The organism is Citrobacter sp. NCU1 (assembly GCF_010231475.1).
Taxonomy (GTDB): Bacteria; Pseudomonadota; Gammaproteobacteria; order Enterobacterales; family Enterobacteriaceae; genus Citrobacter_D.
In genome coordinates this window covers 45,467-57,598 of record NZ_NRDO01000052.1, presented here as the reverse complement: position 1 = coordinate 57,598, position 12,132 = coordinate 45,467, and the positions used below count along the sequence as shown (strand labels likewise).

The following is a 12,132-nucleotide window of genomic DNA, read 5'->3' as shown; positions in this document are numbered from 1 at the left end:
CATCCCCGGGACTTACAACAACGGGAATGTCTACTTTGCATGGATGCGCTTTCAGTTCTGATGCCTGAATTCCGGACTTTTCCTAAGCTAAAAATATCAATAAAAACAATGTGTAATGGCATTGCGCCAAAAAATAACGCGACATTTATCACTTTTTGGCAAAGTTCGACTGGACAAAATGCACCACAATTGATGTACTGATACCCGACACAGCATTTGTGTCTATTTTTCATGTAAAGGTAATTTTGATGTCTAAGATTAAAGGTAACGTTAAGTGGTTTAATGAGTCCAAAGGATTCGGTTTCATTACTCCGGAAGATGGCAGCAAAGACGTGTTCGTACACTTCTCTGCAATCCAGACCAATGGTTTTAAAACTCTGGCTGAAGGTCAGCGCGTAGAGTTCGAAATCACTAACGGTGCCAAAGGCCCTTCTGCTGCAAACGTAACCGCTCTGTAAGCATACGACAGCAAGAATTCAAAACCCGCTTAATTGCGGGTTTTTTTTCGTTCCTAGTGCGCTGTAGACGTTGAAAAAAGCCAGAAAGCCATTGCCGTCATTGCAAAAGACCCTAACAGGTTGACCAGCACATTGAGCATCGCCCAGCCAAAACGCCCTTCTTGTAGCAGAAAAACGACTTCAGCTGAGAACGTAGAGAATGTCGTTAAGCCGCCGCAAAAGCCCGTGGTGATGAGCACTTTCCATATCGGGTCGATTTGGGTCATGCGATTGAACCAGGCAAGCCCCATACCAATGATAAAAGCACCCAATAAGTTAGCCACGAGAGTGCCAACCGGGATCGCCTGATGCAGCGGGTTAAAACGCATACTCAACAGCCAGCGAGCAACGCTACCTGTACCGCCACCAATAAAAACTGCTAAAAGAAGTTGTAACACAACACAATCCTGCTATTTGATTGGTATAGGGGTGAGTGTAACGCTGAATAATCCTCTTTGGCGAGTTCAACAAACGTAAGTGGAGGGAATATGTTCGTTGCAGCAGGGCAGTTTGCAGTGAGTCCCCTGTGGGAGAAAAATGCGGAAACATGCGTCTCTTTAATGTCTCAGGCGGCAGATAATGGGGCAGCGTTGTTGGTGTTGCCAGAGGCGTTATTGGCTCGTGACGATCTTGACCCCGACTTATCGGTAAAATCGGCACAACTTCTGGAAGGGGGCTTTGTGACCCGTTTATTACGTGAGAGCGCCCAAAATGCCATGACGACCATTCTGACCCTTCATGTTCCCTCCACGCCGGGACGGGCATTTAATATGCTGGTCGCGCTACGGGCAGGCGAGATTGTCGCGCATTACGCAAAACTTCATCTTTACGATGCCTTCGCGATACAAGAATCCCGTAATGTGGATGCAGGAGACGCCATTGCGCCGCTGCTGGAGGTTGATGATATGAAGGTTGGCTTGATGACCTGTTACGATTTGCGCTTCCCGGAGCTGGCATTGGCGCAGGCACTGCAAGGGGCGGAAATGCTGGTGCTCCCTGCTGCGTGGGTCAGAGGGACGCTTAAGGAGCATCACTGGTCGACTTTATTAGCTGCCAGAGCGCTGGACACCACATGCTATATGATTGCAGCAGGGGAGTGCGGCAATAAAAATATTGGCCAAAGCCGTATTATCGATCCGTTTGGCGTCACGATAGCCGCTGCCGCCGAGACGCCGGCATTGATTATGGCGGAGGTTTCCGCACAACGGGTTCGTCAGGTCCGGGCGCAGCTCCCGGTGTTACATAACCGCCGATTTGCGCCACCGCAATTATTATGACGTTTTTTTAAACAATGCTTGATTCACCTTGTTACAGATTGCTATTGTGTGCGCGCGCCAAAAGGCCGTTAAAATTTTCAGGTTAATACGGCGCGTTACGCAGCCTGTTTTAAGTTAAGAAGGTATCTATGGGTGAGATTAGTATTACCAAACTGCTGGTGGTTGCCGCACTGGTTGTTCTGCTGTTTGGTACCAAGAAGTTACGTACGCTGGGTGGAGACCTGGGATCGGCAATTAAAGGCTTCAAGAAAGCGATGAACGATGACGATGCCGGAGCGAAGAAAGACGCAAGCGGCGACGTTCAGGCGGAAAAACTCTCTCATAAAGAGTAAATACCCGGAGCAGGATGTCCGCACGTTATACTCTACAGAGAAAAAAACCGGCGATTTGCCGGTTTTTTTTGTCTGAAATGTAAGTGAGTGTTACGCGATCACTTAACTTCCAGCCCTTTTGCCTGTAGGTCTGCATGGTAAGAAGAGCGAACAAACGGTCCACAGGCTGCATGGGTGAAGCCCATCGCCATTGCTTCCGCTTTCATCTCCTCAAACTCATCGGGGCTGACATAACGCTGTATTGGCAGGTGGTGACGACTTGGTTGCAGATACTGACCCAGCGTCAGCATAGTCACGCCATGACGACGTAAATCGCGCATAACCTCAATGATTTCAGCGTTGGTTTCACCCAGACCGACCATCAGGCCCGATTTGGTTGGAATCTCCGGATGCGCTTCTTTGAAACGTTCCAGTAACTTCAGAGACCAATTGTAGTCAGCCCCCGGGCGCACCTGGCGATAGATACGCGGAACGTTTTCAAGGTTGTGGTTAAATACATCCGGCGGCGTTGCTGTGAGAATCTCCAGCGCGCGATCCATACGGCCACGGAAGTCCGGAACCAGCGTCTCAATTTTGATCGTCGGGTTTTTCTCGCGAATCGCCGTAATACAATCAGCAAAGTGCTGGGCGCCGCCATCACGGAGATCGTCACGATCAACGGAGGTGATGACAACATAGCGCAACGCCATATCGGCAATCGTTTGAGCCAGTTTTGATGGTTCGTTAGCGTCCGGGGCGACCGGACGTCCATGCGCAACGTCACAGAACGGGCAACGGCGGGTACAAATCGCGCCGAGGATCATGAACGTCGCGGTACCGTGATTGAAACATTCAGCCAGGTTAGGGCAGGAGGCTTCCTCGCAGACAGAATGCAGGCCATTCTTGCGCATTGCTGCTTTGATGCCCTGAATACGAGTGGAGTCCGCTGGAAGCTTTATTTTCATCCATTCCGGTTTACGCAGCAGGGCTTCACGCTCTGTTGCCACATTTTTAACCGGGATAAGGGCCATCTTATCGGCATCGCGGTATTTAACACCGCGTTCCATCACAATGGGTTTACTCATAGCGTGCGTGTTCCAGTTGCGAATAACGAAGGAAAGCGTTTCAATTCAAGGAAATGTTGTATTTATCAACTATTTTTGAATTATCTATACGCAGTATATCATTGAAACGGGCCATAAAGCAGCCTGAGTAGCCGGCAAAATGTAAAATAGTTGTTGTTTTGTGCTCTTCATCCCCCCTCCCTGGCGGCTAGGCAGCAATATCTTCGCATCGGAAAGCATCGCGTATGATGTCGATAACGTTCTCAAGAATAGGATCGCGCATACTCACTTTGTTGTAATGCAGCGAAAATGCAATTTCCTCATCGTTGAGTGCAGCGTATGGAATATTTTTAAGCGACCAGCAATGGCTGAACAATGTGTAAAAGCGTGCTGGCATCATGCCTATCACGTCGCTGTTCGCAATCATCGACGCGATAGTAAAGATGTTGTAGCTGCTAAAGCTGACTTGCCGTTCCGGGAACATCTCTTGCACGCGTTGACGTAACAGGTGCAGATTCTGACCTTCCAGCATCAGCAGGGTATGCTCAGCATTCTTCAGATTGCCGTCACTAAATGATGTCGACAGCAAAGGGTGATCCTGACGACAGACGAGCTTCATAGTGTCTGTAAACAAGACGTGGCGGTGTATCGCCTGATTGTTATAGATGTGGTTGTCGATGATCAGGTCAGTCTGAAACTGGGTCAGTTGGTTTTCCGCGTCGCTGACGGGAATGTTGCGCAGCAGAAGTTGCGGGTAGCGTGCTCTGATGGCTTTGTAGATTTCTGGCATGACCAGCGCGCCGACCGAAGGGGTTGTTCCTATGGTAATCGTGCGCTGCTTATCGTAACTGCCCGTCAGATCCAATGCCCCAAGAATTGATTCCAGACCCTGGCTAATATACTCATGCAGATGCGTGGCATAAGTGGTAGGTGTAACGCCCTGACCCTTTCTGATAAATAATGGGTCCGGGAATATCGTCCGTAGTTTTTGAATCGACTGGCTAATTGCAGACGGCGTCAGATTAAGAATTTTGGCGGCGTTAACAATGCCTTTATGGACATAAACTGCTTCAAAAATGGTCAAAAGATTAAGGTCGATATTCCTTAGTGTCTTGAATATTTGAGGCTTTTCATTTAATTGATGTTCGGGGGGCTGTTTTTCAGGCAGATTATTGTCATTCACGTGTTTGCTCCGAAATCATTCGTTATATGAATGATGTAATAAATATAATGTTTTTAATTTATGTTTTAGATTGAAAATAAATCAATATTTCATTCTGCATTTCTTTTAAGAAGAGAGTCGATAAAATATTCTTTTTTCATATGGCACGCCATTTCATCATGCAGTTGGATTAGGGGTAATCCATAAAGATGCTATGGTTTATTGACTGAAAATATAGAAAGTGGGCGGAGAAGTAAAGCATTCAAAGAATATATAGTTAATGACCCATGAATATCTGGGTCATTATATTTTCACGAATTAAGCCTGGATATATTCGTGCTCTGGATTGTTAAGTAAAGCTAACATGTTCGCCAGTAATCGGGGGCGTACATTATCGGTTGTCGCCTGGCTATCCCATTGAGATATTTTGGCCATTTCCATTCCTGCGTAGCCACAAGGGTTGATACGCAAAAAAGGAGAGAGATCCATATTGACGTTAAGAGCCAGACCATGAAATGAACAGCCGCGACGGATGCGCAAACCCAGGGAGCAAATTTTCTTTTCGCCAACATAAACACCAGGCGCATCGGCACGCGGATGCGCATCGATATTCAGCTCTGCAAGGGTATTGACGACAGTTTGTTCCAGCAACGTGACCAGCTCACGTACGCCCAGCTTACGGCGCTTAAGATCCAACAGGACATACATCACCTGCTGGCCAGGGCCGTGGTAAGTCACTTGCCCGCCACGATCGCTCTGGATTACGGGAATATCTCCCGGCATTAATACGTGCTCTGCTTTACCGGCCTGACCTTGCGTGAAGACAGGATGGTGCTCAACCAGCCAAATTTCATCATTGCTGTTTTCATCGCGGGTATCGGTGAATTCATGCATAGCCTGGGAAACGGGCTCGTAAGGCTGAAGACCGAGCTGGCGGACAAGAATTTTATCCTGATACAAAACGGCATCTCCGTAGAGAAGGAATAAAAGAGGGGGAAAGTATAACACAGAGGGGAACGCTGTTACCCGGACGACGCCGGGTAACCACGGTAATACGGCTTACAGCACCATACGAACGATGTCGATATTACCTAATTCTTCATACAGTGTTTCGACTTGCTCAATGTGAGTCGCATTGATGGTGATAGAAACCGAGTGGTAATTGCCTTTGCTGCTTGGTTTTACCGTCGGGGAGTAATCACCTGGCGCATGGCGCTGTACCACTTCAACCACCTGATCAACCAGCTCAGGCAACGCCTGCCCCATTACTTTGTAAGTAAATGGTGTAGGGAATTCAAGCAGTTCGTTAAGTTTGGTTTTCATGTCAGCTCCGGCGTAACGTAAATAAATAATAACTCCCGCCAAAGGGCGGGAGTTTTACTGATGCTTAGTATATGGGGATGGAAATCACACTTTCAAGTGCTCAATTATTAACCAAACCAGTGATGGAACATTAACTTAATGTAATCAACGATCTTACTAAAGAAGTTTCCTTCAGGAATTTCCTGCAACACCACCAGCGGGCGCTGTTCAATGGTTTTACCATCAAGCTGGAAGTTGATTGTGCCGACCACCTGGTTTTTCTGCAGCGGAGCATGTAATTCGGTGGTGTTCAGAACATAGCTGGCTTTCAGGTCTTTCATTCGACCGCGTGGGATCGTCAGGTAGACGTCTTTATCCACACCTAACGAGGCGCGATCGGTATCACCAAACCAGGCGGGTTCAGAAGCAAACTCTTTGCCGACTTTCAATGGGTTTACGGTTTCAAAGAACCGGAAGCCCCAGGTCAGCAGTTTTTTGCTTTCTGTTTCACGGCCTTTGTAAGTCCGACCGCCCATCACCGCAGAAATCAAACGCATCTGGCCTTCGGTTGCAGAGGCGACAAGGTTATAACCTGCTTTGTCTGTGTGACCCGTTTTGATACCGTCGACCTTCAGGCTGTTATCCCAAAGCAGACCGTTACGGTTTAACTGACGAATACCGTTAAAGGTAAACTCTTTTTCCCGGTAGATAGCGTATTCGTTAGGAACGTCGCGGATCAAAGCCTGACCGATCAGCGCCATGTCGCGCGCAGAGCTGTATTGACCGTCAGCATCAAGACCATGAACAGTCTGGAAATGGGTATTTTGCAAGCCCAGCGCGCTAACGTAGCTGTTCATCAGGCCGACAAAGGCGTCCTGGCTTCCAGCGGCGAAATCAGCCATCGCGACGCAGGCGTCGTTGCCGGATTGCAGATTAATACCACGGATCAACTGTGAAACCGGAACCTGCATACCAGGTTTCAGGAACATCAGGGATGAGCCTTTAAATACCGGGTTGCCTGTCGCCCAGGCGTCGTTACCGACAGTAACCAGATCCGTTTCTTTAAATTTACCGGCTTTCATTGCCTGACCAATCACATAGCTGGTCATCATCTTCGTCAGACTAGCCGGGTCGCGGCGCATGTCAGCGTTCTGCTCTGCCAGGACTTTTCCGGAATTGTAATCGATCAGTATGTATGACTCCGCGTCGATCTGCGGAACACCCGGGATCATGGTTTTAATATTCAGGTCATCGGCATGCACAGCAGATATGGAGGCTGCGCAAAGAGCCGTGGTGAGCGCCATGCGCTGCAGGAAACGAGCGGAAAAAGTGGTCTTCATGGTCTGAACTACGACGTCCGTGATGGAATTAAAAAAAGTGCCCTACTATAGCAAATGCTATACCCACAGGCATCTGACTTTCGGCATGACTTTGTTAACGTCATTGACAAAAAATACAGTTCAGATGCCTGCATTACACAGCTACGCGCCGGTAATAAAGGACTGTAATTGTGCTTCGGATTGCAAACGTTGTTGCAAGGTACTGGCTTCGTTTTTACTGGCGAACGGCCCGAGTTGAATACGCCAGACGGCACCGTTTGGCATCACGCGGCCCGGCACGCCAAACTGCTGGCTTAAGCGCTGTTGATACTGTTTTGCGCGAGCCTGATCGCTCACGGCGCCGACCTGAACCACAAAGCGACCGCTGGTAGACGCTGGTGAGACGGGCGTTACTGCCGCGCTTGATGTAAGTGCGGCGACGGGTGAGGTCGTCGTGGCGGGCGCAGGTGTCGGCGTGGGTTCGCTACCTTCCAGTACGCCTGGCGCTAACGTGGTGGGTGCGCCAAGGAAACCGCTGCTGCTGACAGGCGCGCCTGCAACGTCATCACTTTTTAGTGTCGAGTTACTGATCGCGCGTACATCATCTTGCGGCGGTGTTGAGTCTGGTGCGGAAGAGGTACTCCCCATACCGCCGCTGAGGTCAGGGCGAGAGGGCAGGGCGTAAGTTTGTTTCGCAACGGTCGTACACGCCATACCGGGTCCGGAGAGCGAGCCATCCTGAGCCACAATAATAGGGTCAATCCGCACTTTGGTGTTGTTCGACGTGTTCAGGCGATCGGCAGCGGCACGGGAGAGTGAAATGACCCGATCATTACCGTAAGGACCGCGATCGTTGATGCGAACGACAATCATGCGACCGTTAGCCAGGTTAGTGATTCGCGCATAGCTGGGGATCGGCAACGTTGGGTGCGCTGCGGTAAGCTGCATAGGGTCGAACGCTTCGCCTGACGCGGTCAGGTTGCTACCCGGCTCAGCATCATAAATAGCGGCGAGCCCAGCCTGGCTAAAGCGGGAAGGATCCTGCACGATTTTGTAGCTTTTACCATCGCGCTGATAATCCTGATTAGCCGTTGGGTTGAGCGGTTCAAATCGCGGATCGGCCCCGCTGATTTCAACAATCGGCCCATTACATACCGCTGGCTGCGGTGCGACGGTCATTTGTTGCTGACCATCATCACTCGTACATGCCGCGAGCAGCATAATTCCTGCTGCGACGCAGACTCCAGGCAACTGCTTACGCATTGCGTACCCCTTACACGCTTTTCGACAACATTTTTCTGTGGGTGTGGATCGACATAACAATCCCGAACCCGGCCATCAGCACTATCAGTGCGGAGCCACCGTAACTGACCAGCGGGAGTGGAACTCCGACAACAGGCAGAATACCGCTCACCATACCAATATTTACGAAAACATAAACGAATAATATCAACATCAAACCGCCAGCCATGACCCGGCCAAAGGTGGTTTGCGCCCTGGCGGCAATCCACAACCCGCGCATGATCAGTAAAATATAAAGCGCCAGTAGAATTAATATGCCAACCAGACCGAGCTCTTCCGCCAGCACCGCGAAGATAAAGTCGGTATGGCGTTCGGGCAAGAATTCCAGCTGCGACTGAGTACCGTGTAACCAGCCTTTACCGCGCAGTCCACCAGAGCCAATAGCAATTTTAGACTGGATAATGTGATAACCCGCACCCAGAGGGTCGGTTTCCGGATCAAGAAGCATCATCACGCGTTGACGCTGATAGTCATGCATCAGGAAGAACCACAAGATGGGGATAAACGCGGCGACCAGCACCACGGCAACGCCAATCAATCGCCAGCTCAGGCCGGAAAGGAACAGCACGAACAGACCGGAAAGCGCGACCAGAATTGAGGTGCCAAGGTCGGGCTGTGCGGCCACCAGCAGCGTGGGCATGAAGATCAATACCAGCGCTATCGCCGTGTTCTTTAATGATGGCGGACAGACGTCACGGTTGATAAAGCGCGCGACCATCAGGGGAACCGCTATTTTTGCAATCTCAGAGGGTTGAAAGCGCACGATGCCAAGATCAAGCCAGCGTTGCGCCCCTTTGGAGATGGCGCCAAAGGCATCGACCGCCACCAGCAAAATAATACAAAAAATATACAGGTAAGGCGCCCAGCCTTCGTAGACACGCGGGGGGATCTGCGCCATGACCACCATGACCACCAGACCCATGGCGATTTGCCCTATTTTTCGCTCCATCATGCCAATGTCCTGGCCGCTGGCGCTCCAGATAACCAGTGAGCTGTATACCAGCAGCGCCAACAGAATAAGCATCATGGTGGGATCGATATGAATCTTGTCCCAGAATGTGCGTTTGTTCGGATTATCCGTCATGATTATTGGTCCTCCGCCGCTGTAACCGCTGGGTTTTCCGCTGGCAAATTGGTGTTGTTGTCACCCAACATAATATGGTCGAGGATTTGACGCATGATCGTACCCACCGCCGGACCTGCACCGCCGTTTTCAAGGATCATGGCAACGGCGACCCGGGGATTGTTGTACGGCGCGAAGGCCGTCATCAGTTTATGGTCACGTAAACGCTCGGCAATTTTGTGCGCATTGTAGGTTTCATTGGCTTTCAGACCAAAGACCTGCGCGGTACCGGATTTTGCGGCAATTTTGTAAGGCGCGCTGGCAAAGTATTTATGCGCAGTACCGTTCCCACGGTTTGCCACGCCATACATCCCATCTTTAGCCAGTTCCCAGTAACCAGAATGGATATCACCGACCGGTTTTTCTGGCGGTTGCTCCCAGGGAACCTGCTTACCGTTTTCTGTTGTACTCATCAGGAGATGGGGAACCTTCACCACACCGTCGTTGATCAGAATCATCAGCGCTTTACTCATCTGGATAGGCGTCGCTGTCCAGTATCCCTGGCCGATACCCACCGGAATGGTATCGCCCTGATACCACGGTTTCTTAAAGCGCTTTTGCTTCCACTCACGGGTTGGCATGTTGCCGGAACGCTCTTCGGCGAGGTCAATCCCGGTATAGTGACCGTAGCCAAACTTACTCATCCACTCGGAGAGGCGGTCTATCCCCATGTCATAGGCTATTTGATAGAAAAACGTATCCGCCGACTCTTCCAGTGATTTAGTGATGTTAAGGTGGCCATGACCCCATTTTTTCCAGTCGCGGTAGCGCTTCTCGGAACCCGGTAATTGCCACCATCCTGGGTCAAACAGACCGGTATTGCGGTTGATCACGCCAGCACTGAGCGCAGAGACCACCACATACGGTTTCACCGTCGAGGCAGGGGGATAAACGCCCTGGGTGGCGCGGTTAACCAGCGGGGTATTCGGATCGTTGAGCAAGCCTGAATAATCTTTGCTGGAGATGCCATCGACAAAGAGGTTAGGGTCGTAACTTGGCATGGAAACCATTGCCAGTACGCCGCCCGTTCGGGGATCGGTCACCACGACGGCGGCGCGACTGCCCGCCAGCAGCGTTTCGATATATTGCTGAAGTTTAAGGTCCAACGTCAGGTAGATGTCGTGCCCGGCCTGCGGCGGCACCTCTTTGAGTTGGCGGATCACGCGACCGCGGTTGTTGACTTCAACTTCTTCATAACCCGTCTGACCGTGCAGAACCTCTTCGTAATAACGCTCAATACCGAGCTTACCGATATCATGTGTTGCAGCATAGTTGGCCAGTTTGCCGTCTTTATCAAGGCGGTCGACATCTTTGTCGTTAATCTTCGAGACGTAGCCAATAACGTGGGTTAGTGCAGAACCATACGGGTAGTAGCGACGTTTGTAGCCTTTCACTTCCACGCCGGGAAAACGGTACTGATTGACGGCAAAACGCGCCACCTGAACTTCTGTCAGATTCGTTTTAACGGGAATAGAGGTAAAGCGGTGGGAGCGTGCGCGCTCTTTTTTGAAGGCCGCGATATCGTCATCGCTTAAATCGACGACATTACGCAGCGCATCCAGCGTTTCCTGAACGTTATCCACTTTTTCCGGCATCATTTCTATCTGATAAATGGTGCGGTTAAGGGCTAAGGGAATCCCGTTACGGTCGTATATGATCCCGCGACTGGGGGCAATAGGCACCAGTTTTATACGGTTTTCATTTGAGCGGGTCTGGTAATCGGTAAAACGCACGATTTGCAGATTATAAAGGTTAGCGATGAGCACGCCGGTCAGCAGCAATATGCCCAAAAAGGCAACCAGCGCCCGGCGCACAAACAGCGCGGACTCAGCCGTATAGTCGCGAAAAGAATTCTGTAGTTTCATCCGCTGCTTAATCTACTCAAGGCTAAACGATCACTCACGGTGATAAGGGTGATTGGTGGTAATGCTCCACGCCCGGTACAGACTCTCTGCGACCAGTACCCGAACAAGAGGGTGGGGAAGCGTTAACGCAGAGAGGGACCAGCTTTGTTCTGCCGCGGCTTTACAGGCAGGAGATAATCCCTCCGGGCCGCCAATCAGCAGGCTGACGTCGCGACCGTCCAGCTTCCAGCGTTCCAGTTCTGTCGCCAGTTGCGGCGTATCCCAGGGTTTGCCCGGAATATCGAGGGTGACGATGCGGTTTTTGCCTGCGGCGGCCAGCATCTGTTCACCCTCTTTATCGAGTATGCGTTTAATGTCTGCGTTCTTGCCGCGCTTTCCCGCTGGAATTTCTATCAGCTCAAAAGGCATGTCTTTTGGAAAACGCCGAAGGTACTCCGTAAATCCCGTTTGTACCCAGTCCGGCATTTTGGTTCCAACAGCGACAAGTTGAAGCTTCACGCATTAACTCCAGAGTTTTTCCAGTTCGTACAGACGACGGCTCTCTTCCTGCATGACATGAACGATGACGTCGCCCAGGTCAACGACGATCCAGTCGGCGACGTTTTCACCTTCAACGCCGAGCGGCAGCATGCCGGCAGCGCGAGATTCCTGTACCACGTGGTCGGCGATGGACATAACATGACGGCTGGATGTACCGGTGCAGATAATCATGCAGTCAGTAATACTGGATTTACCCTGAACGTCTAAGGCGATGATGTCCTGACCTTTCAGGTCATCAATTTTGTCAATAACAAAATCCTGGAGTGCTTTACCCTGCAAGTTTTCCCCCTGGGAGCATGAATAGAGATAAAAAGGCCCGTTAGTATACCTGAACCAGAGGCGATGTCGGGACAAAAGTCACCGAACAGGC

At 50.6% G+C, this 12,132-nt stretch carries 15 protein-coding genes; 4 read left to right on the top strand and 11 right to left on the bottom strand.

Going from position 1 to position 12,132, the window contains the following annotated elements; genetic code table 11:
- Both CJP72_RS25590 and cspE read left to right on the top strand, forming a co-directional pair.
- On the top strand, window positions 1-201 hold a 201-nt coding region (locus CJP72_RS25590), incomplete at its 5' end, for a hypothetical protein (protein WP_238340097.1).
- 47 nt (window positions 202-248) lie between these two features.
- Window positions 249-458, top strand: coding sequence for a transcription antiterminator/RNA stability regulator CspE (gene cspE / locus CJP72_RS17325; protein ID WP_000034826.1), 210 nt, complete (start codon window positions 249-251; stop codon window positions 456-458).
- Between the two features lie 53 nt (window positions 459-511).
- On the opposite strand, the gene crcB is transcribed toward cspE, so the two are convergent.
- Window positions 512-895: a fluoride efflux transporter CrcB gene (gene crcB / locus CJP72_RS17320; RefSeq protein ID WP_162382586.1), complete on the bottom strand. Its 384-nt coding sequence runs from the start codon at window positions 893-895 to the stop codon at window positions 512-514.
- Window positions 896-985: 90 nt separating this feature from the next.
- Here crcB and CJP72_RS17315 point away from each other — a divergent pair, with 90 nt between their 5' ends.
- Both CJP72_RS17315 and tatE read left to right on the top strand, forming a co-directional pair.
- Entirely contained in the window at window positions 986-1,774 is a 789-nt protein-coding gene (locus tag CJP72_RS17315; RefSeq protein ID WP_162382585.1) for a deaminated glutathione amidase, read from the top strand.
- A 128-nt stretch (window positions 1,775-1,902) separates the two neighbouring features.
- Window positions 1,903-2,106: a twin-arginine translocase subunit TatE gene (gene tatE / locus CJP72_RS17310; protein WP_162382584.1), complete on the top strand. Its 204-nt coding sequence runs from the start codon at window positions 1,903-1,905 to the stop codon at window positions 2,104-2,106.
- Window positions 2,107-2,204: 98 nt separating this feature from the next.
- Here the strand turns inward: tatE and lipA are convergent, their stop codons facing one another.
- From lipA to rsfS, 10 genes are all read right to left on the bottom strand, one after another.
- A complete protein-coding gene (lipA, locus tag CJP72_RS17305) occupies window positions 2,205-3,170 on the bottom strand; it encodes a lipoyl synthase (protein WP_162382583.1) in 966 nt (321 codons plus the stop codon).
- A 187-nt stretch (window positions 3,171-3,357) separates the two neighbouring features.
- A complete protein-coding gene (locus tag CJP72_RS17300) occupies window positions 3,358-4,332 on the bottom strand; it encodes a YbeF family transcriptional regulator (RefSeq protein WP_162382582.1) in 975 nt (324 codons plus the stop codon).
- 297 nt (window positions 4,333-4,629) lie between these two features.
- Window positions 4,630-5,271 carry a lipoyl(octanoyl) transferase LipB gene (gene lipB / locus CJP72_RS17295; protein ID WP_162382581.1) on the bottom strand — a complete coding sequence of 214 codons (642 nt, stop codon included), beginning with the start codon at window positions 5,269-5,271 and terminating at the stop codon, window positions 4,630-4,632.
- 99 nt (window positions 5,272-5,370) lie between these two features.
- Window positions 5,371-5,634 (bottom strand): DUF493 family protein YbeD, encoded by a 264-nt coding sequence (ybeD, locus tag CJP72_RS17290; RefSeq protein ID WP_000850547.1) that lies wholly within the window; start codon window positions 5,632-5,634, stop codon window positions 5,371-5,373.
- Between the two features lie 107 nt (window positions 5,635-5,741).
- Complete coding sequence (dacA, locus tag CJP72_RS17285; protein WP_162382580.1) at window positions 5,742-6,953, bottom strand: D-alanyl-D-alanine carboxypeptidase DacA; 1,212 nt, start codon at window positions 6,951-6,953, stop codon at window positions 5,742-5,744.
- 141 nt (window positions 6,954-7,094) lie between these two features.
- On the bottom strand, window positions 7,095-8,195 hold the full coding sequence (gene rlpA, locus CJP72_RS17280) for an endolytic peptidoglycan transglycosylase RlpA (protein WP_162382579.1): 1,101 nt from the start codon (window positions 8,193-8,195) through the stop codon (window positions 7,095-7,097).
- 10 nt (window positions 8,196-8,205) lie between these two features.
- Window positions 8,206-9,318: a peptidoglycan glycosyltransferase MrdB gene (gene mrdB / locus CJP72_RS17275; RefSeq protein WP_162382578.1), complete on the bottom strand. Its 1,113-nt coding sequence runs from the start codon at window positions 9,316-9,318 to the stop codon at window positions 8,206-8,208.
- Window positions 9,319-9,320: 2 nt separating this feature from the next.
- On the bottom strand, window positions 9,321-11,222 hold the full coding sequence (mrdA, locus tag CJP72_RS17270) for a peptidoglycan DD-transpeptidase MrdA (RefSeq protein WP_162382577.1): 1,902 nt from the start codon (window positions 11,220-11,222) through the stop codon (window positions 9,321-9,323).
- Window positions 11,223-11,252: 30 nt separating this feature from the next.
- On the bottom strand, window positions 11,253-11,720 hold the full coding sequence (gene rlmH, locus CJP72_RS17265) for a 23S rRNA (pseudouridine(1915)-N(3))-methyltransferase RlmH (protein ID WP_003022725.1): 468 nt from the start codon (window positions 11,718-11,720) through the stop codon (window positions 11,253-11,255).
- A gap of 3 nt (window positions 11,721-11,723) precedes the next feature.
- On the bottom strand, window positions 11,724-12,041 hold the full coding sequence (rsfS, locus tag CJP72_RS17260) for a ribosome silencing factor (protein ID WP_162382576.1): 318 nt from the start codon (window positions 12,039-12,041) through the stop codon (window positions 11,724-11,726).
- Window positions 12,042-12,132: the final 91 nt, after the last annotated feature.